The organism is Prauserella flavalba (assembly GCF_003202235.1).
GTDB lineage: Bacteria > Actinomycetota > Actinomycetes > Mycobacteriales > Pseudonocardiaceae > Prauserella_A > Prauserella_A flavalba.
The window spans coordinates 1,549,138-1,575,165 of the sequence record NZ_MASU01000005.1; the positions used below are offsets into that span (position 1 = coordinate 1,549,138).

General features: G+C 75.3%; 1 protein-coding gene. It reads right to left on the bottom strand.

Annotated features, from left to right (window positions below; all coding sequences use genetic code 11):
- On the bottom strand, positions 1-26,028 hold the full coding sequence (locus BA062_RS14870) for a WXG100-like domain-containing protein (RefSeq protein WP_110336638.1): 26,028 nt from the start codon (positions 26,026-26,028) through the stop codon (positions 1-3).

Below are 26,028 nucleotides of genomic sequence, written 5' to 3' on the forward strand. Positions count from 1 at the left end.
TCAGCGCCCCTCGTCGGGCAGCCCGCGGGCCACGGCGGCGAGCTCCCGGTGCACCAGCACCCACAGGTGCTCCCGCCACGCCGACGGGTGGAACACGTGGTCGGCGAGCAGCCCGAGCATCGCCTGCTCGTCGGGATGGCCCTCGAGTGCGTCGCGGAACCGCAGCTCGGCCTCGGCGGCACTCGCGCCGGGAACCTTCACGTTGCGCATCGCCTCGGGCTGGAACGGGAAAAGGTCCACCACGCGAGTGCGCTTGCTGCGGTGCAGTCCCGTGGCGCGCACGAGCTCCGCCACCGCGGGCGAGGACTCGCGCAGGCGGGCGAGGTCGTCCTCGGGCACGGGCACGGTCGTCGTGTACGGCCACTGGCCGAGGTCCGGGTCGGGGTGCCCGCCGGGCATCGTCTCGGGGCGCGGCTCCGGTGAACCCGCTCGGGTGCCGATCAGCGAACCCAGCCCGGCGTCCCATTGCTCGCTCAGCCCGTCGTCGAGGCCGAGCCCCCGGGCCTCGGCACGCTCCGCGGTGAGCCGGATCGCCCGCCGCAGCAGGGTCGGTGTGTCTTCAGGGGCCGTGTGGGCGTAGTCGGACAAGGCGAGCAGCTGGCTGCGGGCACGCGGGTCCCGCAGCCGCCGGAAGGTGGGGCCGAGCTCGTCCGGCAGACTGGAGAAGTCGCCGCGCACTCCATCGGTCCACGCGGCGAGCGCCCGACTGACCGTCTCTATCCGCGCGGTGGCATCCAGCACCGAAAAGTACGGCGCCGTCGGCGGACGCGCGTTCACGGCGCTCACCGGATAGGCCGGGAGCCCGTTCGTGCCGTCGAGCACGACCGGCCGCCCCGCGCCGTCCACGACGAGCACCACGATCTCGCCCGCCGAGGGCGTGGAGCCGTGCCCGAGGAAGGCGGCGTCCTGGCCGCTCCGCACCACGCGGCCGCGTTCGTTGCGCAGGACCGCGAACCGGTGCACGTCGGTCCGCGCGAGGATCGCCCGCGCGCCGTCCCCCGCTTCCCGCACCACCGATCTCAGCTTGTGCTCCAGTGCCGCCAGGGTTCCGTGGCTGTCGAGCAGGGATTCCGCTCCCGGCTCGAGGGTGCCCACGCGCTGGAAGCGTCCGCCCGTGATCTGGGCGAGCCTGCCGAAGACTCCGGTCTCCTGCCCGAACGGGCGCTCCAGGTCGCCCTCCACGAACCCGTCGATCGTGGGCAGCAGAGTCGTCCTGGCGCTGAAAACGGCCGAACCCGCCAGGAAGAGCTCGGGCGGATAGGGTTCCGGCGGAACGGGGACGTCCGGCTCCACCAGTGGGTCCGGATTGGACGTGACGACCAGTCCGGCGGGTTCGCCCACGGGCGCGCCGATCGTCACGTCCACGCCGTCCGCCCCCGCGGCACCCGCACCCGCCTGCCCCCGCGGCACGAGCCGCGAGTTGAGCCGCGCCCAGAGGACGGGATCGCGCTGGACGAGGTCCCTCCGTACCGACTCGGGGAGCTCGTCGAGCCGCGCGAGTACCTCATCGAGGTGGCGGGCGTACTCGGCGACGGTGTCGTCCCGGGGCGTCTCGAACCCGTGCTGGTAGGGCGTCGTGGAGAGCCGGGTGAACAGTGCCCGTGCCTCCTCCGCGCTGGGCTCCGCCGGCCACCGCCGGTTCACCCAGTCCGCCATCGGGACACCGGCCGAGGCCGCGGCGGCCCGCACGCCGTGCAGGAGGTGCCGCAGCGCGTCGACGTCGCCGTCGGCCGCCTCGACCATCGCCCGCAGCCACGATCGCGCGCCGGGTCCGGACAGCTCCTGAGCCAGCGCCACCACCGCATCCACACTGGCCGACCTGCGCGACAGCGGAGCTTCGCGTTCCCATTGGGCGGCGAGGTCCTCCTCCAGGGTGCTGCCCCGCGCCTCGGCTCTCGCCTCCGTCAGCCGCAGTGCCCGCTCCAGCAGGCGTGCGGCGGGAAGCCCTTCGGCGGCCCCGGCCAGTGCGGCGTGCCCGGCCAGTGCCACCAGCCGGCTTCGCGCGGACTCCTCGCGCAGCGACGAGAACAGGCCGGAGAACTCCGGCGGGACCCCGGCGGGCACTCCCAGCCTCCCGGCGAGCAGCGCACCGGCGAACCGCTCGGGCGCACGCGCGTCGCGGTAGGGCGGCGACGGCGGGCGCGCGTTCACGTCGCTGACGCGTCGCCCCGGCAGCGGAACGGGAGTGCCGTCGCCGTCCACGACCAGCACGACGAGCTGCCATCGATGCGGCGGTAGCTCGGGCAACTCCGGGCTGCCGTCTCGCCCGGTGCGGGTCGCCGTGATCCGGCCGTCGTCGTTGAACCAGGCGACGAAGTCGTAGGGTGCGACCTCGCCACGGCGCAGCGCGGCGTCCGTGGCGTCGGCACTCGTGCCGTCGGGCAGCCGTGCGATGAGCGCCTTCGCGCCCGGCCCGGCGCTGAGCAGGACGCCGGACAGCGAGCTTCGGATATCGAGCAGCGACCCGACCTGAGGGTGTTCCAGCCACGACCGCTCCGAGAACGGCTTCCCGTGCTGGATCACGGTCTGGAACCGGGCACCGGTCAGCTGCGCGATCCTGCCGAAGACGCCGATCTCCCGGTGATACGGAAGGTCCGGACGGCCGGCGTGGAAGCCGTCGTCGGTGGGCACCAGACCGACGGGCGGGCGTCCGCCCTCGCGCTGCACTCCCGCGAGGAACCGCTCGACGACGTACTCGCCGAAGGCGCCCCGCACGGGCCGCAGGCCGCCGGGTTCCCCGGCGGGCGCGCCCACGTTGAGGTCCACCCCGTCGGTCGCGGTGGCTCCCAGGTCCATCCGCGACTCCTCCGGGCGCAGATAGCCCGTGTTGCGTTGCCTCCAGAGGTCCGGAAACGCGTCGAGGTGCTGCCGCTCCTCGCCGGTGAGCTCCGCGACGGCGGCGGCCGCCCGGTCCTGGAGCCGCCGGTTGAGCAACGCGAGTTCCTCCTCGGTCGCCGAGGGAGCGGCCTCGTGGTTCTCGGCCCTGCCCACCGGGCCGCCCGCGGTCGCGCTCCAGGCCCGCCCGCGCCGGGCCAGCACGGTCTCCGGTGACACGTGCTCCCCGAGCGCGACCGCGCGCACGCCCTCCAGCGCGTGCCCGAGCGCGATCGGGTCACCGTCCACGGCCGCCGCCATCGCGCGCAGCTGCAGCCGGGCGTCCCGGTCGCGCAGCCCGAGGTACAGCGACGTGGCCTCCGCCGCCCGCAGCGCGGCCTCGGCGTCGCCCGGCTCCGGCTCCCGCAGGCGGTCCGCCAGGTCGGCCTCCGCCGTGTCGTCGCGGTGGATCCGCCGCAGCGTCTCCCACCAGCCGTTGCGTTCGGCGGCGGGCAGTGCCTCCAGCACCTCCGGGGTCGGCGGCCGGGCGCTCAGCACGCCGCGGCTCGCCTCCGGCACCGGTACCGGGCGGCCCTCGCGGTCGGCGACGAGGACTTCGACTCCGGTCACGGGGTCCCGGTCCTCGGGAAGGCGCGGGCCGGTGGTCCGCGCGACCGGGTCGGCGAACACGATCCCCGCGCTGCCGTGGTAGGCGCCGAGGACGTACGGCTCGCGACCGTCGCGCAGCAGCGCCACGACCGCGGACGCGCCACGGCCCGAGCGTGTCAGCGCGGCGCGAATGCGGTCGGTGGCGAACGCGGGAACGCTGTCGGTGTCCCCGGACGGCCGGTGCGGCGACACCGACTGCCACCGCGCGCCCAGCTGGTCCTCGACCTTGCCGAACCGGTCGGGATCGAGCTCTGCGGTGATCTCCACGGCATCCGCGTCGTCCACACTGGACTCTGCGATGATCGGTGGTGCCGCCAGCGCCGGCTCTCCGCGCAGCGTCCGCAGCATTGCCAGCGTCGCGGGCAGGGTCAGCGCGGCCGAGGACAGCAGCGCACCGGGCCAGGATCGGGTCACCAGCTCGAACGCCTCGTGTGCGGGCAGTTCCGCTTCCGCGTCACCGAGCTCGCGCAGCCGCGTCAGCCGTTCCGCGAGGATCTCCTCGGCCAGCCGCTCCACCTCCGACCGCTTCGTCGCCTGCTCGAGCTGTCGCAGCAGCTCCAGTTCCCGCAGCAGGCCGTGCGCGAGCGGCCGGTTCGCGACGGCGTCCCGCCCGCCGCGGCGGGAACCCGAGGCCAGGTCCTGGAGCAGCCCGGACGCCTCGGCCCGCAGCCGGGCGCTCTCCTCCGGACCGGTCGCCGTGGCGAGCTGGTACGCGAGCACGTCGAGCTGCGCGAGCTCCCCCGCGGTCCGCAGCCGGGTGAAGATCGTCGTCGACGCACCCGCCTCGGCGATGCCGTGCGCCAGCGCCCGCCCCAGCAGCCGAGGATCGAGCCCCTTCCTGACCTCGACCACCACGGTCGACGTGTGGCGGATCGCCCGTCCTGCCGACAGCCGCCCGTCCGGCAGTGTGCTTCCCGGGACGTACCGCACGTCGATGCGGTCGAACCGCAGCCTGCCGACGCGGCCCGGGTAGTCGACGAGGTGGCCGCCCGTCCCCTGGTCCCAGCGTGGCTTCGGGTCGATGCCGCCGGAGAGGGGCGGTACGGCCGCCGGGAGCGCGCGAATCGCGCGCCGCACGTCGTCCACACCGATCCGGTGGGTGCCGAGACGCTCTTCCCACGGGACCACGGCCTCGCCCTCGGCGACGCCGCCGGGTCCGGGCTCGCTCACGACCGCCGCGTTCTCGGCCCCGCCGGAGTCCGGCTCCACGGCCGCCTCCGGCCCGGGCGCCGGGCTGGCGCCGTCGGTGGCGGGGCCGGGTTCGCGGGCGCGGTCCCCGGCCCACATGCTCTCCCCCACGGCGTGCACGACGAACCCCTCGCGCCCGGCGATCGTCGTCCTGCGCACGTCCCGCACGATCAGCGGCTCGTCGGGGGCCAGCAGATGCTCCCGCAGCTCGGCGCTGTCGGGCCGGACGGCGGCCAGCGAGACGCCCCGGCGGGTGTCGATCCGCCATACCACCGGAACACCGGTGCCGCGTTCGCCGCCGGGAGGGTTGCGCAGCGCGAACTGCTTGGCCCAGCGAAGCTCGTAGGACGCGAAGTCCACGGGACCGCCGGCGCCGCCCGGGTGCCCCCGGGTGAGCACGGAACCGGGTCGCAGCGCCCCGGCGTAGCCTTCGTCCCGCACCGCGATCCCCCGGTAGACGGTGACCGGTCGCGGGAGCCTGCCCGCACCGTTGACGATGCGGGCGAACGACAGCGCCGCCTCGTCGGCCTCGGCATCGCGCACGGGCGGGTCGTCGTTCCAGTACGCGAGATAGGCCAGGTACCGGTTGTACCGGTCGCTCGCGAAGCCGGTGCCGTCGCCGCGCGCGAGGAAGGTGCGAACCCGCTCCCGGTCGCTCTCCGGCAGGCCCTCCCACCACAGCCGGGACACCTGCTGTGTCGCGGCGAGGTCCGTCGCCGTCGCACCCCCGAAGGCGGCCAGCTCCGGCTCGCCGACGGCGGGCCGTGTGTCGTGCCAGGGCGGCTCCGGCGTTCCGGCGAGCGCCTGCACCGCCTGCGCCCGGGCGTGCACGCGCTCCAGGCTGGTCCGCAGGTAGCCGCGCTCGCCGATCAGGTCCCACAGCGAACGGTCCGCCGGGAGATCGGCCTCGGTCGCCTCCGGCCGGAAGTACCGGTAGATCGACAACGCGGACCAGCCGGTGTCCCCCGGGGCGGCCGCCACTCGGCGCAGGTAGGCGGGACTCAGCGGGTCGGGCAGCCGCAGGCCGTCGAAAGGCACCTCCTGGTCGCGGAGAATCCGGGCGAAGGCGTTGACGTTGTCGCTCAGACCGGTGACCACGGCCAGACCGTCGGCCGGTGGCCGGGTGCGCGACAGGATCGCCGCGTACCGCTCGACTCCGTCGAGCAGCCGGTGCAGCTCACCGGCCCGGTGGAACGCGGGCCGCCTCGCCGCACTGTCCACAGCGGACCTCAGCTCGGCCGACACGCGGCGCAGCTCGTCAGGCAGCCGGCCGGCCGGTTCGAGCGCGGGACGTCCGCCCCAGTCGCCTCCGGTCGCGTGCGGCGTGGCCTGGTCCCGGATCATCGCCGTGAGCGACGGCCGGGCACCGGTCCCGTCGAGATCATCGAGATCATCGAGTCTCGGCCGGGGACCGCCGCCCTGGCCACGCCTGCCGCCGTCACCGGCCGGCGGTGGCGGGGTGGCGGGCCGCGGCAACGGTTCCGGCTCGCCGTACGACCACGGCGTGGTGTCCGGCGTGCGCCGCAGGCCGAGCGCGTCGGTCAGCCTCGTGACGTCGGCGTCGATCTCCCCGGCGACGTCGGTGAGCATGCGGGCGTAGAAGAGAGCGATCTGGTCGCGCAGCGGCGACAGCGGCGCGCCGTCCCAGTTGATCAGGAACCGCAGCAGCTCTCCGGTGAGGAACTCGCCCCGGCCGTGCCAGGCCTGCGCGGTGACACCGACCGCGGCGGCGCCGATGGAGATGGCCAGTTGCTGGGCGACACCTCCCACGTCGAACGGCGCCCCGCCGCGGGCCTCGATCGCCTCGGCCGACGTCCGGCGGACTATGCCGCTGGCGGCGCCGGGACCGGCCTCGGTCATGGCGAGCGTCGCCCGGCCCGGCACGCCGACCGGCCCGTCGTGGTAGACGTCCACGAGCTTGCGCAGCTCTCCGATGAGCTGCCCGTAGCCGTCGGCGGCATCGGTGGGGCTGAGGAGGGCGAGCGCGTGGGTGTCCGAGCCGTTCGGCAGGAGCATCGACGGCAGCCCGGGGAGCCAGGGCAGCACGCGGACCACCATCTCCTGGCGGTGCATGCCGCGCACCTTGGACCCGAGCTCGTAGACACCGGGACGCTCGACCTTGTCGATGAACAGCCGCAGCTCGCCGCGCCCGATGGTCCTGACCTCGGCCAGGTGCGGGATGCCGTCGGCCAGTGCACCGGTCGCGGCGAGCTCCAGGAAGCCGTCGACGTACTCACGCGGCGAGGTCGCGGTGAGCTCGCTGGTCTCGCCGTACCAGGCCAGGCGCGTGGCGGGCAGGGCACCGGGCGCCTGTTCGGCGAGCCGTGCGGCCGCGTTGACCGCGCCGTGCAGTTCGCGCAGGCCGAGCTCCACCCAGTCGTCCATGGTCGCGGGCACGGCCGTGTGCTCGCCGATCGCGTTGAGCGCGGCCTCCGCCTGACGGGTGGCCGCGGACCGCGTCGTGATCGCGGTCGCGCTCCCGTCGATCAGCGACTGCGCGACCGCGACGCCGTCCCGGACGGCGGAGGCCTCGTCACCGGTCAGCCCGGAGTAGAGCGCGTTGGGCCCGCCCGTGCTCGCACCGACCACGCCCGTCTTCAGCGCGAGCTGGCCGACCGTGCGCGACCACAGCCACCTCTCCCGGTCGAGGATGTCGGTGACCTTCCGGTCGACCTCGTCCCTCAGCGCGCCCATGCTGGAGTACCGGGGTACCAGCATGGTCACCGTGCGCTCCCTCAGCTCGAACGTCGAGTGCACGACCCTGGGCGCGAAGTCCCGGCGTATCGCCGGTGAGGCACCGACGACGATCCGCACGTCCACGGTGCGCCACCGCTCCGGCAAGCGCCCCGGCCGCCGCAGGGTGGCCACGACGACCCTGTCGTCACCGTCGGTCTCCTCGTCGCGGACCGCGAGCACGTCCGGGTGGGCGGCGGCCATCGCCGTGACCCGTTCGGCCGCCCGCTCGACGAGGCCGAACCGGTCGGCCGGCACCGGCGCGTCGCGCTCCGGGTCCGCGGGCGGGCGCGGCTCGGGCGCGTACGCGGTGAGCTCGCGGCGCAGCCTGCCGGTGGTCTCGGCGGCCGAGGCCAGCACGCGCTGGGCGGTGTGGGCCAGATTGCTCAGAGTCAGCGGTCCGTCCGGCTTGTCGTAGCCGAGCCGCGCCCGGCGTGCGTCCGTCCACAATGCCGCGACCACCCGGTAGGCGCGGGTGCCCGCCTGCGCCGCGGCGGCGTTGGCGCCACGGCTGACGAGGCTGCCGAAGGCCAGCTGCGCGAACGTGTCCAGTCTGTCCATCCACGCACTGAGAGCGAACGACACCGGAGCTTCGAACAGGAAGGGCAGGTAGTTCTGCCACAGATACGTGCCTGTGCTTGGCATCTTCCACAGCACGGAGCCCTTGTAGAGGGCGCTCAGCAGTTCCTGCGACAGAGTCCGCCAGAGCAGCTCGTCGCTCGCGCCCGCCAGGCCCACCGAGTAGTTGACCTCGTAGGAGAGCTCCCAGGTGCGCCAGTGGCCGCCGACCATCCGCTGCGTGGAGAAGTCCCGCTGGTGTGGCACGAACCCGATGTCGATCTTCTCGCCGGTGCCCAGCTGCACGCGCAGCCGCTCGGCGTCGGCGTCCCACCGTGCGGAACGGAGGCCGTCGAGCAGTTCCCGGTAGGAGCCCTCGGCGAGGAGGTCCGCAGGGATCGGCCTGGCGCCCTCACCGCGCAGGGCGTCCGCGAGGTGCCCTGCCGTCTCCCTGACCCTGGCGGCCAGCCGCTCCCGCGCTTCCGGCGAGCCCTCGAACTCCCGCGAGGGCGGCGCCACCTCCGGCAGCTCCACGCCGTACCGGCGGGCGAGCGGTCGCATGGCCTCGACCGTCTGGCTCAGCTCGCCGGACAACCTGCGCAGGCCCGGCCCGCCAAGGCCGCCCCGCCAGGCCGCCATGAGCCTGCGCATCCCGTCGGCCGCCATCACGCGCTTGCCCGCGACGATGTAGTACAGCGGCATCTGGGTCACGAGGCCGTAGCCGTAGCCGAGCAGCGCCGACACGAGGCCGACGGCATCCGCGCCCCATCCGATGAGCGAGCCGACGGCGTAGCCCGCGGTGTTGCCGACGATGTTGCCGCCCTGGCTGTAGAGGGCAAAGCGGGCGAACGCCGACAACTCGTTGATCGCCGCGACGTACTCGGTGATCTCCTCGGTCAGCACCTCCCGCAGCGCGGCGTCCAGTTCGGACATGGACGCGTTGCGGTCGACCAGGATGACTCTCCGCCCGCCCTCGACCCACGTGTCGTCCCGCGCGACGGAACCGAGCACCTCGCCCTCGGGGAGGTCGGCGGCCTCCAGCTGCACGGTGAACCCGGGACGCAGCAGTGCCGCGCGGCCGCTGCCCGACCACCAGGTGACGGTGAACGAGTTGTGCCCGCGCGGGTGCTCCGGCAGCGCGTAGCCGTCGACGCCGTGGTCACGGGCGGAGATGGGCAGCTCGGTGGTCGGCGAGACGACCACGCGGTGGATGTTGTCTCCCAGCACACCCTGTTCGAGTGGGTCGGCGTAGTGGTTGTGCTTGAGCACGAGCGCCATGCGCGACACCTTGTGCTTGAACAGCCACCGCGCCCTGGCCAGCCCCGGCGCCGGGTGCTCGTCGACCCGCCGCAGCTGGTCGACGAGCGCCAGCCCGTGCTCGGTGAGCCGCCCTTCGAGACGCGGATGCCGCACGGCCTTCGGCAGCCACTTCCTGCGCCGGTCACTGCCGTGCACGGCCTCGCTGAGCCCCGCCCCGTTGTCCCTGCCCGCGTCGTCGCCGTTGATCAGCCGCCGCAGCAGCTCCTCGACGTGGCGCAGCTCCCCGGGCTCGTGCCCGGCCGCCGCGAAGTCGTCGGCGCGCGAACCGGTGTGCCCCCGCTCCCTCAGCCCGGTGACCAGTTGCTCGTGCCGGGTGAGGAGCGTGAGCATCCGGTCGAGCAGCGCCACGTCGCCCTTGCTCAGCCGCAGCCGGCGGGGCGGGCGAGGGTCGCCCGTGAACGCGCTCGGGCGCTCGTCCCCGGATTCCAGCCCCACCGTGCGCGCGGGGTCGGCCAGCTCCAGATACCGCTCGAGCACCCGGCCGGCGTGCGACCTGCTCCGGAGCAGCTGCCCCGCGGTGCGGGCGAGCTCGGCGTCCAGCGTCGCGGCGAGGTACCGGGAGTCCACTCCCTCCTCTTCGGACACCAGGCTCCGGTATCGCAGGGTGCGGGCGAGGCCGGACAGCACCGGCACGTGGCCGCGGTAGCTCTCGGCGAGCCTCCGTTCGGCACTGGCCAGCCCGGTGCCGGACGCGGGTTCGGCGTGCCGGTCGGCGAGCTCGGCGAACTCGGCGGCCAGCGCCTCGGCCCGCTCGGCGAGCGCGGCCGGATCATTGTCCTGCCGGGCCCACAGCAACGACCCGGTGAGCGCCGCGAGCTCCTCGTCGGCGCGTTCGTCGGCCCGCAGCAGCGCGGCGGCGCGCCCGGCCGCCGACGGCTGCGGGGGCGCCTCGTCCTGGTGAGGGGACTCGGGGGACGCTGCGGGGGCGGCGGCGTGCAGGTCCCGTATCCGGCCGGGCAGCTCCGCCAGCGCGGCCCGCAGGGGCACGCCCAGCAGCGGCACCAGCCCGGGCCCGGCATCCGGCAGCGGCGGCAGCAGGATCGTGGCCGGGCCGTCGGGCCGGGCGCCGTCGGGTGTCATCCTCAGGCCGGGCAGCGCCAGCGACGCCTCGCTCGCGTCCGGGTCCGCGCGTACCTCCAGCTCCAGCTCCAGTCCGTCGGGCCAGCGCAGGTGCCAGCGGTGCTCGCCGGAGGGCCCGGCCGTCACCTCGGAGCGGCCGAGCAGTGCGCCGACCGTCTCGGCCAGCCCCTCGGGCACCGCCGAGCCCGCCTTCACCGGCAGGCTCGGCAACGCCACCCGCTCACCGGGCACCACCACGGCGGGAACGACCGGGACCTCGGGCACCGGAGGTTCCGGTCGCTCCGGCGGCTCGGCCCGCTGCGCGGGAACGGCACCGGGGTCGTCGTCCGGACCGAGCACGGGCATGTGCTGGGCCGGCGTGCGCAGCAGCGTGGCGGCGCCGTGGCGCACCAGCGGACGGTGCTGCGTGGCGAGGCCGGCGGCGTCGACCTCGGTGATCGCGAGCCCGTAGCGCTCGGCCAGCACGGCGGGCAGCCTGCCCTCGAACAGACCGTCCACAGCGGACGATCCCGTGCGCAGGGCGTCGAGCGCCGCGGCCTGGTCGCCGTCGGTCACCAGCTCCGGGGCCGCCGACCAGAGGGGCCTGCTGTCGATCGGCAGGTCGAGCTCAGCCTCCAGCGCGGCGATCAGGCCGTCCCGCAGCCCCTCGGGCGAGTCGGCCCCGTGCAGTTCGGCAAGCCGTTCGCGGTCCGCGGCCGGGAGCGCCCGGTACAGCGCCTGGAACGTCGCGCCCGCCCCGAACTCGGTCCACTCCGTGCGCGCCCCGGTCCGGTCGAGGTAGCGCAGCTGCGCGGCCGTGAGCGCGTTCGGGTCGCCCACGACGCGCGGGAAGTCCTCGGCGGCGAGGTCTCCGGTGAACCGCGAGCCCGGCAGCTGGGTCGCGACCCAGGCTCCGTAGGACACGCCCCAGCGTTCGATCGCCGCCGCCAGCCGCTCCGTCAGCGGGCCGAGCGGATCCGGACCGCGGTGGGCCTGGCCCGGCGGCAGGCCGTGGTAGTAGCGGTCGGCGACGAGCCGCACGGTCTCGTCGAACCGCGTCTGCGCGACGGCGGTCCGGGCCGCGGCCGGCGCCGGCGGATCCAGCACCTCCAACGGAGGTATCCGGGCGGGCCGGGCGGCGACCGCACTCGCGAGCAGGCCCCGTTCGACGATCGCGCGGCGTTCGGCGGCGGTGAAGGCCCCGTGCCGCAGGGCCAGTTCCCCGGCGAGACCGCGCAACAGCAGGGCGTCGCGGCCGTCCGGCGGCTGCGTGGCCCCGGCCTGCCGCAGCACGTCACGGAACGCGGCGAGCTCGGGCTCCGTGGAGCCGTAGCCGAACAGCGCGGCGAGCGCGGGCTCGGTGCGGGGCGCGGGCCCGGCCGGGGCACCGGCGAGCGCGGCCCGCAGCACGGGACCGAAGTCCCTCCCGTCGGCCGCGGCCCGCCGGTACAGGGCGCGCAGGTCGAGATCGTGGGCGAGCACGCGGGCGAGGTCGGCCGCCGAGAACTCCGCGGCCCGCAAGGCTTCGTGCAGCGCCGCGCTCTCGGCGGGCCACGAGCCGTCCGCGGGTGGCCCGGCCGCGCGGGCTGATTCCGGGCTCGCCCCGCCGGGCACGGCGCCGTCGGGGGTGACGCGGTACCGCTGCCGCGTGCCGTCGAGCGCGGAGACCTCCAGCGCGATCTCGGCGTCGAGCGCGGTGGCGAGATCGTGGGCGGCACGCAGCGGGTCCGGCGGCAGGCCGGGCGACGGCTGCGCCGCCGAGGCGGGGCCAAGGACCAGCCGCCGTGCCGCGTCGGCGTCGGCGAGCATCCGCTCCGTGCCGCCCGCGGCCTCCAGCCAGTCCCGGTGGGCCTCGGCCGCATCGCCCTCCGCGCGGGCGCGGAGCAGCGCGTGGCCGCGCTCGCGCAGCAGCGCCGCGGCGGTCTCCGCACGCCGCAGGTGGGTCAGCGCCGACACCACGGAGCGCCGCGCCGCCCCGGTCTGCGGGTCGGTGGGCAGCGCGGCGCGGACGTCCTCGGTCACGCGCCCGGCCCACCGGGCGGCCTCGTCGTGTGCCGCGACGGCCGCGGCCGTCTCGTCGAGCGACAGCCGCAGCAGCGAGCCCGGCGGCAGCCCGCCCGGCACGGCCCGCACGGCGGCCGCGGCCGGGTCGTCGTGCCGGAGCAGTTCGGCCAGGTCGAGCCGGGGCGCGTTGCGGTCGCGTGCCGCGAGCAGCACCCGGACGTCCCGCTCGTCGTAGCCGGTGAGCCCGGCCGCGGTCGCCGCGTCCCACGGGGTGAGGCGCGCGTCCCCCCGCGACAGTGCCCTCGGCGCGGGCGCGACGGTCGCGGGTGCGAGTGCCGCCCGGTACGGCTCCAGTTCGGCGGGAGCCGTGCGCAGCGCGGTCTCGGCCGGGACGTACACCTCGGCGCTGCCGGGGCGGGTGACGAGACTGCCCGCCACCGTGCGTCCTTCGTGGTCGAGCAGCTCGACGCGGACGGTGTGCGGGACCCGGAAGACGGCGGTGCGGCCGCGATAGCCGGTCACGCGCACGCCGTCGTCGCCGCGCGTGAGCCGGCCGGCGGCGTGCTCGGTGTAGCCGAGGAACTCCGCCGCCCCGGGCTCCTGGTCGAACCGGATCACCAGCTCCACGTGCTCGTCGCGGTGTGGCCACGGCCTCGGCCGGTCGAGCCGCAGGCGCAACCCCTCCGTGGCGAGCCGGTGGTAGCCGGCTTCCAGGCTCGCCTGGCCCAGCGACCGGTCGACCCGCAGCATGGTGTCGAGCTGCCGCGCGCGCACGCGGCGGTTCCGGCTGACCGGCCCGTTGTCCCCCGCCGCCGGGTCTCCGTCCGGGACGTAGCCCGCGCTGGGCACCACGCCGTGCCGGGCCAGGACGCTGTGCACCAGTTCCCGCAGCGGCCCGGACCCGTGGTCGTGCGCGCCGGAACCGAGGGGGCGCCCGGTGCGCAGCTCTCGCGCGATGACGGGCACGCCGCCTTCGGCGGCCTTCGCGAGGTGGCCCGCGGGATAGCCCGGCGCGGGCTCGTCCGGGCCGGCGACCGGGACACCACGGACGAGGCGGCCGTCGGCCACGGCGTCGGCGGCGACGGGCAGTCCGTAGCGGTAGGCGTCCGCCTCGGCCATGCGCGTGAGGAGGGTGCCGTCCACCTGGACGCTGTCTAGCTCCACGCCGGTCTCGGTGAAGAGGGTCAGCTCGTGCACGACGCCGGGCGTCCCCGCCGGGTCGCCCCACCGGTGCACCTGCGTGGGCCCGGTGCGTGCCTCGACGGTCACCGCGCCGTCGTCGCCGACGTCCACCCGGTCGGTCCGCACGCCGGTGCCCGGCCCGCCCACCAGCACGGCGTCGGCTCGCCGCACGCTCGCCGTGTGCCGGACGACGAACCGGCCGCCGACCTCGGCGTGGCCGGTGATGACGTTCCCCTCGGCTCCCGCCGCCGCGGCGGGCAGGACCTCCTCCAGCCTGCCGGCGTAGTCGGCGACCTGTCTCCGCACCTCGGCGTCGAGCGAGTACCCGGACTCGCTGAGCAGCTGCCGCAGGGCCCCGGCGAACTCCTCGCGCCCGCCGAGGTCGAGCACCCGCAGGTGAGGCAGCGGGTCCTCGGCGGCGTCCTCGCGGCGCACGCTCGCCGGGGAGTGCTCCGCGGGGGCCTCGGCCGCGGCCACCAGCAGCGTGCCGTCCGTCCCCGGCGCGTCGGCCGCGAACACGACGGGCTCGGCGAAGTCGCCGGTCGCGGGGTCCCGTTCGGACACCTCGACGGCCACCGCCACCTCGGTCGGCCGCGCCGGTTGCCCGGCGTCCACGGCGACGCCCGCCGTGCCGGGCCGGCGGCCGAGCGCCGCACGCAGCGGTGCCGAGACGTCGGGTTCGGCCTCCGTGCGCACCGGACGGGGATCGCCGAGCCGCAGCCGGACCCGGAAGTCGCGGGGTTGCGTGGTGCCCAGCGACCACACGTCGCCCTCCGCCGACACGACGCGGGGGAACCGTTCGGCCAGGCGTGCCCGCAGCCACGAGGTGGTGATTCCGTCGTCCGCTACCCGGTCGGCGAGGTGGGCCGCCAGCTCGGGCACGAACGGCACCGGTTCGAGCGGCACCGCGGTGACCAGCGCGAGCTCCTCCGCGGGAGCGCGCACGACCCGGTGTTCCACAGTGGACTCCACGGGCTCCGTGGGCTCCTCGGCCGTGTCCCTGGGTATCGCGGGCAGTGCGGTGAACGGGTCGAGGTCGGGGTCCCGTTGCCGGAACGCGCGGCCGAGCCAGCCGGTGTGCGTTTCCACGAGGGCTCGGCGGGCGGCCGCCGAGTACCGTCCGTGCAGGTAGACATCACCGGCGATCGCGCGAAGCCGCTCAAGGCCGCCACGGTCGAGCTCCGCCGGGATCCGGGCCTGCGAGAGCAGCTCGGTGAACTGGCCGGCGTCCCCGGCGTCGGCCGGGTCGAAGCCGTAGAGCCCCGCCACGGTTTCGATGTCCACAACGGACGGCTCACGCTCCTCACCGTCCTGGTCCCGCTCCGCGGCGAGGTCCACGTCGCCCGGCAGGTCCAGGACTTCCGCCGTGCCGCGCTCGGCCGCCAGCTCGGCGGCGAGCCGGAGTTCGGAACCGAAGCGCGTGTACAGCGCGCGCAGGTCCACCTCGGCGGCCAGCAGCCGGTCGAGGTCGGTCCCGGCGAGGTCGCGCAGCGCCCGCTGGAACGGCAGATCGTCCGCGTCCTCGCGCGCGCCACCGCTGCGCCGCCCGCCGAGTTCGCGCAGCGCGTCCGGCAGCGCCCCGGCCGCCACCGACCGCACCGCCATGCCCGTGAGCAGCATCCGGTGAACCGGGTCCTCGGGCAGTGGCGGCAGCACGACCTCGGCCACGTCGCCCACCACGCTGACGAGCGCCCCGCCCTCGCCGGGGCCGATCCGGAACCGGACAGGCCCCGTAACGCCGCCGCCGAGGTCGAACCGCCAGCCCTCGCCGTCCCGCTCCGCGTCGACGGGCTGCCGGGCAAGCACCTCCTCCAGCGTCGCGTCGAGCACGTCCGGATCGGTCGTCGTGGGACCCTCGTAGCGCACGAACGGACCGTCCAGCCGCAGCGGCGCGGGCTCGGCGGCCGCAGGACTCGCGTCCTCCGGCGGGAACACGGTCGCCACGTCGACAAGGGGACCAGAGGGCGCCGCGGGGGCGGCGCCCGCGCCCGAAGGACCGCCGGGAAAGACCGTCGCCACGTCGACGAGCGGGCCCGGTTCGGGCGGCACCATTCCCGCGACGGCAAGTCCGCTCAGGTCCAGTGGCGGCCGCGGGATCCGGCCGGCCAGCCGATCCGACCGCGGCAGGTCCCCCTCGCCCCGACGCGGGCCGTCCCCGGCGGACGGCGCCACGAGCTCGGGGGGCGGCGCGGGGACGGTGTCGGCGAACGGAACGCCGTCCGGCCCGATCCAGCGGTGCCGGACCCGTCCGTTCTCGACGCTGTGGTAGACGCCGGTGACGCGCAGCTCGGCCAGCGCGCCCCGCACGGTGTCCAGGAGGTCGTGGCGCAGGTGCCCGGTGCGCCCACCGACGTCCGGCAGCAGGTCGTGCGCCGCGCCGGTGCGCTCGTTGACCAGTTCCTGCGCGCGGTGCGCGGTCTCGTGCAGCCGCTGCGCCCGCTCGCGCCACCGGTTCCACTCCGCCGCCGCCTCGGCGTAACCCCGCCGCGCCGCCGCGTCCCCGGCGGCCGTCAGCTCGTCGCGGGCCTCGGCGACCGCGAGCATCGAGCCGCGCAGCTCGGTGACCAGTGAACGGGCCAGCCGCAGTTCCTCGGGGCGCTTGCCCGCCGGGGTCGCGTCGTGCAGTGCGGTCAGCGCGTCGTCGAACTCCAGCAGCAGCGCGCCCACGGCCGTGGTCTCGGCCTGCTGCCGGTCACCGGTGAAGGTGACCACGCGGTGCTTGCCGACGAGGTCCCGCACCAGTCTCGCGACCGTCGGGTATGGACGGTCCGGGTCGAAGTCCGGCTCGCGCACCGCCTGCCGGAGCAGGTCGGTAACGGCGAAGGTGGGCGCGCGCCGCAGGGTCCTGCGCAGCGCCGAGGGCACCGCGCCCGCGTCGAGGTGCGGATCGGCCAGCACGGCCTGTTCCTCGGGTGTGCGCGGCAGCCGGATCCGCTGTTCGAGGACGTCGGGCACGCGGTGTGCCATCGTCTTGAAGTAGACGGCGCCGGTGACGTCCGCCCTGCGGGTCTCCAGGGGACGGGCCTTGGGTTTCCACGACACAGTGAGCGAGTGCTCGGCCCGCCCCGACCAGAGCGCGGTCCTCCCTCCTGCGGCCACGTGGTAGTCGACGCGGCGGCCCTCGGTGTGGGTGTTCGTCTGGCCGCCGGTGTAGCTCAGCCTGGTCGCGCTCGAGGGCGCCAGTTCGCCGTCGAGTCGCTCCGCGACGTCGCCGAGGTCGGCCGGGTTCTCCGCCTCGGGCCCGCCCAGACCGGTCAGGGTGGAGCCGGCGCCCATCGCGCGCCGTGAGGTCCTGGAGAGCCGGGTCTGGCTGAGGAAGCCGCCCTTGGCGGCGGTCTGCTCCGTGCCTTCCCAGCGCTCGACGCGGACGTCGAACAGGCGCGTCCGCAGCGACACGGCGAGCCGGCCGCCCGGCCCGGGGTCGAGCAGCACGGTCACGTCCTCGCCCCGGCCGTTCAGCGCGGCGAAGTACGCCTGGAGGACCGCGGGGCCCAGCGCGTCGCTGACCCGGTCGCGGTAGCGCCGCGCGCGGTAGCCGAGCATGTCCGGCTCGGCGAGCAGCCGCAGCGCCTGCTCCACCAGCTGTTCCCGCTCCACGAAGAGCGCCCTGACGTCCCGCGTCGTCAGTGCCCCGGGACGGAGCCTGCGGAAGTCCAGCGGGCGGGGTTCGGCGGGCGTCGCGTCGCTCACCGTCCGCGCCGGGTACTCCAGCATGAGCTCGCTGCCGAAGGTGGCCCGGAACGGTTCGACGGGACCCCTCCGCCGCAGCCATCTCGCGGCGCCGGTGACGGCGTTCGAGACCGTACCGGCGGGGCCGCTGAGGCCGCGCCCGTAGGCGGGTTCGACCCACACCGAGGCGGTGACGTCGAGGTGGGCGCGGAGCCGGGTGTGACCCAACCACTCGAACTCGCCCGCCAGCAGGTTCTCCTGGCCGGTGACCACCGCCTGGTCGGCGTCGTGCCTGCCGGCCAGCGCGCCCACGGTCGGCTGGATGCCGAACCGTTCCAGCGGGCCGTCCTCGTCCTTGGCCTTGGCGGGCAGGTCGACGGAGCTGTTGCGCCGCTGCCCGGCCGTGGTCGTCGTGGTGGCGTGCAGGAAGCCCTCCTGCCCGATGCCGTCCTGCCTTCCGGTCACCTCCGGTGGGCCCAGTCGGGCCGTCAGCCGCACCACCACGTTCTGGCTCCACAGGCCCGCCCGTGCGGGGAGCCTCAGCTCGAGTCCACCGGAGAGCATCGTGTCGATGGTGGTCGCGGTACCCAGCTTCGCGACGTGCGTCTCGAGTGCGTCGAGCAGCGACGGCTGCCGGGCGAACAAGCCCGGCTTGGCCCGCTCGACGAGACCGCGCACCAGCTCCACCGGTTCGGTGTCGGGCCGCAGCCGCACCCACCCGTTCGCGCCGAGCCCCTTCTCCCCCGGCCTGGTCAGTTGCGGTGGCGGGTCGGCCGCGCGGATCTCGGCGGGCGCCTCCGGGTGCTCCGTGGTGAGCCGTTCCAGCACGAGCCGGTACTCCAGTGCGGCCACGATGGGGTCCAGCGCCGCCGCCGTGGCGTCGTCCGGCAACAGGCGCGGGTTCGCCTCCGGATAGGAGCGCACGATGTCGCCGAGCACCGGCCACAGCCCCTCCTCGGCCACGTGGCCGCGCTCCTCGGTGACCAGCCGCAGCGCGGCCTTCGCGAGCACGGCGCGGTCGAGCTGCTGAGTGCCCTCGCTCCAGGCGCGCAGCACACCGGACACCTCGTGCGCGGGCAGCGGGAGCCGGCCGGCGCCGTAGGCGTCCAGCGCGTCCACCATCGGCAGCGCGTACACCAGCGACAGCGGAACCTCGGTGGTCTGTCCCGAGTCGACGGTCACGGTGCCCTCGACCGTGAACAGGTGGACGTCGGCGGTGGGTGCCACCCGGTTGCTCTCCCAAGTGGCGCTGACGGAACCGGAGCTCGACGAGCCCCAGTTCACGACGCCCGCCTCACTGGCGTTGGGGTTGCCGCCGAGTTTCTCCGCCGTGGAGGCGAGGCTCGCCCCCGCCCCGGCAGCCGTGTCACGGCCGGCGCCGACCGTGGACTCCGACAGCTCGGCGGCCACCGCGAGCACCCGCCGTGCCTTGCCGACCCACGTCGAGGGGCCCAGCTCGCCACGCAGCACGATCCGCCGCGCGCCCGTCAGAAACGGCGCGGCCGTGCCGTAGCCGGGGCCGAAGATCTTCGGCAGGTGCGCGAGCAGGTCCGCGTAACCGCCGAACTGGTGCAGGGCAGGCTCGCTGACCACCGGCGGCAGCCGCAACGCGCGGGCGAGCGTCGGCCGGGCCCGCCGTCCACCGGCGACCTCCCCTGCGTCCTTGCCCTTGTCCGTCCCCTCGTCCTTCCCCGCGCCCGGCCCGATCGCCGCGCGGATGGCGGCGCGCACGTCGCCGGCGTTCGACACGTGCAGGGGGAACGCGTTCTCCAGGAGGGCAGGGCTCGTCGGCGTCTCCGAGGCCACGGACTCGCCCCCGGTGAACGCCTCGTGCAGGAGCACGTCCACCTGTTTGCCGCTCACCTCCTCGCGCAGCAGTTCCCTGGTGCCCGAGTGCACGGTGATCTCGTAGGACACCGGCAGGCTGAACCGCGCGTCGGTGGCGCGGTCGTTCCACAGTGCGACGCTGCTCGCCCCGCGACGCTGAGACAGGCTGGGCTGCACCGTGCCGCTGAGCGAGCCCGACGGCGCGAACTCGAACCAGCGCAGCAGCCCGCCACCTCCGAACTCGCCGCGTCCCCCTCCGGTGAGCAGGCTCGTCCTGGTCACCGCCTCGGTGCCGAACACGAGGTTGACGAGGTGGTACTCGTCGCTCGTCCCGCGGTAGACCGCGCCCTCGGTGTCCACAGTGGCCTTGACCGTCACGGTGACGCTGCGCCAGCCGGTCGGCGACGCCACGTCCTGCTTCCAGAGCGTGAACTGCCGCCCGGTCTGCACCGCCTCGTTGAACCAGGCGGCGATCTCCGCGTCCGCAAGCTGCTCCTCGAGCCACAGCCGCGTCTCGTGCCGCGAGTGGATGGGGCCGCGGGTGGCCAGCTTCACGCGTTCCCCGCCCGGTCCGGCGACACCGCGGTTGTCCAGCTCGATCGCACCGTTGCTCGGGTCCCGCCTGCTGACGTAGCCGTGCTCCAGTGCCCACTCCAGCACGATGGCCCGGATGCCGGCGCCGTCGACCGTGCCGGGGAGCACGTGCGCGGGCCCCACCCCGTCCCGCACGTACGACGGGAACCGCACGGGTTCGCCGCCGTCCTCGGGCGGCGACCGCAGAGCGCGCACCCGCTCCACCACGACCGTCCCGTCGGGCGTCTCGTGCCGCTCCGTGAGCCGCTCGCCGTCCTCGCCGGTGAGGAACGCCTCCTCCGGCACCGGAAGACCCCAGTGCGCGGCCGACTCCTCGGGCACCCGGAAGTGAAGCTCCCCGGCGAACCGCCTCGGCTGCGTGCGGGCGCTCTCCTCGATCGGCCGCACGGTCACCGTCGAGGTGTAGGACAGCCGGTAGACGACGGTGTTGCCGGTGTAGCGCAGGTCCCGCAGCAGCAACGTGTCGCGGTCGACGGAGTAGGTGGTCGACGTGCCGCGCGTGCCGAGGGCCGAGCCCTTGACCGCGACCGCCTTGGTCAGCTGCAGGCCGCCGCTGAACCCGAGCGCACCGTTGTCGGTGAACGTCGTCGCGCCGCTGTAACCGGACGCGACCCTGCTGTCGTGGCTCAGGTAGGGATCGCGCATCGGCGCGGACACCAGCCGTGCGGTGTCCTTGCGCAGCTCCACGGCGATGCGGACGACGTGGCTCAGCCGCCCGCCGACGCGGACCGGGAACTCCACGACCCCGCCCTCGGCCGCGGCCTTGCGCAGCCGTGACGGCAGCCGGTGCACCTGCAGCCGCACGGCGTCGTACACCGGGCTGCCCGGTGCGCGCTCGGCATCGCCGAGCGGCAGATCGGACAGGACGGCGTCGGCGATGTCGTCGAGCCCGCTCATCCCGTACACCTGCCCGTGCGGCACGTGCGGGCTCTGCCGGTCCTCCGGGCTCGAGGCGAGCCGCACGGGTGGTGGCCGGAGGAACCCGTTGGCCGACCACACGGTGAGCGGCGCGGGCCGGTCCGCGGGCTCCACGTGCCGCGGCGGCCCCCACGCACCGTCCGCGCCCCGCGCGGTGATCTCCCAGCGCACCGGAACGCCGACCAGCGTGGCGCCGTCGTTGTGCAGGTGGTTGAAGTCCGTCGAACCGCCGGCCGCACTGGCGAAACGGCCCGAGGCCGACCGGCCGACCGACTGGCCTCCCTGCAGCGTCAGCCCGACGGTGAGCGGAGCGAGGTTCCTCGACACCGGGTCGGCGAGCCGGTCGAGATCGCCCCTGAGCTGTCCCAGCCGGGACACCTGCCGCATCCGGTCCGCTTCCGCACCGCTTGGCAGCAGGTGTTTCTGCGCCAGCTCGGCCGGCACCTCCTCGGCGGGCACGGTCCGGGGTTCGCCGGCGGGCACCGCCCGCAACCGCACCTCCATGCCGCCGAAGGCGTGCACGGCGCCGTCCGGGGACACGAGCCGGTCGAACGTCGTCCGCACGGTGAGGTCCAGCGTCTCCGGGGTGAGCGTCTCGGTGACCCCGAGCTCGGCGAGTGCGGAGGCGAGTTCCCGCATTCCGGGCAGCGGGCCCCACGGGATCCCGGTCAGCAGCACCAGCTCGGGTGGCCGGGCCGCCACCTCCTCGGCCGACGGCGGCGCCGGTTTCCCGTCGTCCCGCGCGGGGGCCGGGCCGGCGGACGCGCTCTCGGGTTCGTGGCCGGTATGGAACTCCACCCCCGCGTGCGCGAGCGGGCCGGCCGCCCGCCGCGAGCCCGCGGTACCGTCGCCGAGCCGCTCCCTGCGGTGCCGCTGCAGCGCGACGTCGGTCTCGGCGCCGGCTCTGGGCGGCAGCCGCACCGACCCGGTTCCCTCCGGGCGCGCCACGGTGTCCACAGTGGATTCGCCGGCGCCGTGGCGGGCGAGCAGGGAGTCCGCGGTCTCCAGCCGCAGCGGGAACATCTCCCTGCCGAGGCCGACGTGGCGCCACCGTGTCGTCAGCCCCGGGTCGCCCTCGGCCCAGCCGTCGCGGATCGTGCCGACCGAGCCGTATCCGCGCCGCGCGAGCCGGTCCAGCACCGCCTGCGCGTCGCGCGCGTACGTCTCCGTGTCCGGCAGCCCGACGGCGTATCCGTCGCCCTCCGGCAGCACGATCGCCTCGCCCGCCGCCTCGCTCACCGTGTCCGCGAAGTGCCGGGCGTGCGCGTCGCCGTCGGTGCCGCGACCGTCCGGGGCGGGCAGGTGCGGCGGCGCCTCACCGAGGGCGAACCGTTTGCGGACGAACCCCTCGTACCGGGGGATGTGGGTGAGGTAGCCACCATCCTGCGCCCTTCCCGGTGCGTACACGGGGCTCTGCGCGATGTGCTGCACCTTCGCCTGCACGTACAGATAGGACAGTGTGCCGTCCCGCCACGCCTGGTGGAGCCGGATGGCCAGCGCCGCCTCCGCCCCGCCACGCCGGAGCATGGCCACCAGCACGGACTGCACGTACCGCGGATGGCCCTGCTCGTACCGGTTCGGGTCGGCGCCGAGACCGTCCCGCGCGCCCAGGCTCGCCGTGGGCCCCTTCACCTCGACGACGTGGTAGCCGACCGCGTTGCCGTCGGCGTCGCGTTCCTCGTACACGCTGTCGAACCGGCCCGCCCCGGCGAGCGGGACGGGCACGGGCACGAGGGTGTGCCCTTCAGGCAGTTCCTGCCGGGCGAGGTGGATCGCGTGGGCCCCGGCGACGTTGCCGAGTTGCTCGCCGATGTCGCGCCGGATCCGGTTGAATCCGCCGCGGTCGTGCTCGTCCTGGTGGGCGTTGCCGAACGGGCGCCGCGCGGGACGTGGCTTGCCCGAGGACTGGGCGGCGGCGTCGGCCACGGCGTCCTGGATGCGCGGGCGGTTCGCGGCGAGCCAGTCCGCGTCCTCGATCCCGAATTTCGTGCCCTCGGCCACGACACCGCCTGCCGGGAACGAGTCGCGGTCGCCGTGTGCGGGATCGCCGAGATACTCGGCGGGGATGGCCGGGATGTCGGTGCCCTTCACGCGGTACAGGCCGTCGGAGCCGCGCTCGATCATCGGCACCTCGTGACCGAGGTACGTCGGCCGGCCGCCGCGCCGCTGGATGGTGTGCGGCGGGTTGTGGTTCGGGGTCTTGTAGTAGCGCGCGTACACCGTGGCCGCGTCCTGGTCGATGCCGTTGATCTTCGCGAGCAGGGCCTCGTGCGCCTCCTGCTCCGGTATCGCCCGGTCCGCGGACGGCTGGTCCGGCCGCGCCGGGTGCCCGGTGTAGAACTCGACGCCCGGGTTGTCGCCGAGCGGGCCCTGTCTGTGCGGCGGCCCGTAGTCCTCATCGGACTGTCGGTCGTGGATCCACCGCTGGCGGGCGATCTCGGTCCGCGTGTCCTGGCCGGACGGCGGTGTGCGCGACCCGGGGGGCTCCAGCCGGAGGGTGACGTCCTCGCCCGCCTCGGGACGCCGCCACGTCGTGGAACGGCCGGGTTCGCCGCCGGGCCGGTCCGCGGGCAGCGGTTCCCCGGTGCGGTAGCCGCGCTCCACCAGCCCGTCCGCGAGCGCGCGAGCGTCCTCGGCGAACGTACCGCGGTCCGGCAGCCGCACCACGTACGCGTCGCCGTCGGGCAGCACGAGCGCACCGGGGACGGCCGCGCGCACGGTCTCGACGAGGTGCCGCGCGCGCGGGTCGTGGGCGAGGCGGACCGAGCCGTCGGCGAGGTCACCCTTCCCGGCGACCGACTCGCGCAGGTCGGCGAGCGCCGCACGCAGCGCCTCCTCCGTACCGGTGGACGACACCTCGACGACGGCCAGCTCGCTCTGCCGCGTGACCCCGTCGAGTACGCGGGTACGCGGTGGATGCGCCCGGCCGGTGCCCGGCGGCAGGGTGTCCTGCACGGCGATCGCGGTGTCCACCACCGCGCCGGGGAAGTGCAGGCGGACCGAGCCGTCGGCGGGTTCGGCCCGCACGCCGTCCCGCTCGACGGTGAGCGACTCCAGCAGGTCCGCGACCCGCTCCGCCGCGGTCGCGGAGCCGCCTGACTCAGCGGTATCGCCGTCGACGGTCTCGGGAACCGCTCCGGGGGTGCTCTCGGCGAGGTGGGTGAGCACCTGGTCGAGGACCGCACCCGAGGGGTCGGGGTAGGCGGAGAGCACCACCTCCGCGGGCCCTGCCTGCGTCCACTCGCCGCCGTGCCGGGTGAAGTCCCCCGCGCGCACCACGGCCTCGCCGGGCCCCAGCCCGTCGCCGGTAGAGGTGTCGACCGAGAACGTCGCCGTGGTGGAGGCCGCCCCGAAGTCGAACGTGACGGCGCCGTCGCCGGGGTTCACCGTGGCGAGCCCGCCTTCGGTGAGGCCGCTGAGCTGCGCCGCGAGCACGCGCCTTGCCACGACCGCGTCCCGCTCGACGTACTCGGACGGCTCCCCGGCCACCAGGCGGGTCTCCTCGCCGGTGCGGACCTCGTCCGGGGTGTCCTCGCGCACCGGGTCGGGCGTCGCCCGGACCCCGGCGGGGTCGCGGTGCGTGCCGGTCGCCTCGCCCTCGGGTGCCGGGGATGCGCGCACGGTGTCCCGGACGGGCTCCGGCGGAGACGACGTGGGCCGGTCGCCGAGCACCGCACCCTCCGGCTGCCGCGTGGCAGCCGGGTCCGCGTTCGGCCGGGACGCCGGCGAGGTCACCTGGCCCCGGCCTCCGGCCGGGGAACCCCCGGGTTTCGCCGTCCCGCTCTCGGCCCCGCCGGTCGCCGTGCCCCCGGCCGGATTGGACGTCGCGGGAGCCGGGGCGGGCGCCACAGCGCTGGCGGCGGCAGCGTCGGCGGAGGCAGCGCGCCCCGCCACGTCGGTCTCCCCGATGACGGTGAGCAGGTCGGCGGGCGGGCGCAACCCCAGATAGGCACGCTCCTCGAAGTTGAGCCGCACGGTGGAGAGCTCGCCGTGGGTCTCGATCACGCGCTCCCAGGCGCCCCCGATCGCGCCGCCGAGCGCCGCCTTCGCGGCGTCCTTCCACGTCCACTCCGCGTTGGGGTCGCCGCGGGTCGCGCGCACCGGCTGCTGGTAGTCCTCGGCGGGGTCGAGCGCGGCGGTGAGGGCCTTCGTGCCCCCGTCGCCGAGGACGCCGCCCAGCGCGCCCGTGGCCAGGTACCCGCCGGTCCGGCTGGCCAGGCCCATCGGCGCCGCACTCAGCGCACCTCCGGCCCCGGCGACGAACGTCGAGTCCGGGCGGTACTCGTACCCGTCGATGCCCCAGAACCCCACCGGCAGGCCGCTCTGCGCGACGAGGTCGCCTCCCGCCGCGATGCCACCGCTGAACAGCGCGTACCCGCCGACACGGCGGCCGAGCAGCCCGGCCGGGTTCACCCCGTTGCGCACGGCCTGCTCGACCGCGTCGTCCACCAGCGACCGCACGGCGGGCGACAGCACGGTCGCCGCGCCACCGCGGGCACCGGCGTTCACCGCGAACTGTCTGGCCAGCTCCCGTCGGACCGCCGCCCCACGCAGCTCCCGCACGACACTGCGCTCGGCTCCCGCCCTGATGGCCTCCCTGCGCAGGGCCTGCTGGGCGCCGAGCGCCCAGATGCGCGAGCCCGGTCCGGACAGCGCACGCTGTGACCATCCGGCCAGCCCGGTGGCGCCGCCCCGCACCGCCGTGGCCGGAACGTGGGCCGCCGCACCGGCCCCGAGACCCGCGACCCCGAGGCCGGCGTACGCCGCGGTCCGCTGTGCCGCGGCGTTGCGGCCCGCGGTCAGTCCCAGACGCGCCGCGGCGGGCAACGTCGTCCGCAGCTCCGACAACGCGACCTTGAACCCCACCTGGCGCAACGCCGCCAGCACGGCCTTCATGGCCACCCGGATGCCGATGCTGCTGGCGGTGATCGCGGGACCGATCGCCGCCAGAGTGGCGCCGAACGACGGGATCGCGCCGATGACGAGCACGATCACCTCGGCCATCATGATGATCACGTTGACCAGGAACATCCCCTTGGCCAGCACGACCTGGTGATAGAACTCCTGAACACCCTGGGAGAGACCGAGCTGGGCGGCGAACAGGTCGAAGGCCACCCTCGAGAACTCCGCCATCCGGGTGGCCAGCGCGACGGGCGCCCCGGTGCCCTCCCAGCTGAGCTGGATGCCCGAGGTGACCTCGCCCGCGCTCCCCATCAGCTCATGAGTGGCCTCCGCCTCGGCCGCCCACGCCTCGTAGAGCTGTCGCAGGTTGTCCTCGTCGACCCTCGGGTACTCGCCGAGGATCACATCGAACAGGGTGGAGGCGTTGACGGGGATCGGGAACCCCACCCCGAGCGCCTCGGCACCCGCCGCACCGTAGGTTCCGAGCAAGTGCGCGTTCTCCGCGAACCAGTCGTTGAACTCCGCGATGTAGCCGTCGACCTCACGGAAGAAGTCCTGTGCCGCCCAGACCGCGTCGTCGCTCCACGCCAT

Coding starts and splice junctions, on each gene's coding strand:
- BA062_RS14870 (WP_110336638.1), bottom strand. CDS start 26,028: ATGGCGTGGAGCGACGACGCGGTCTGGGCGGCACAGGACTTCTTCCGT.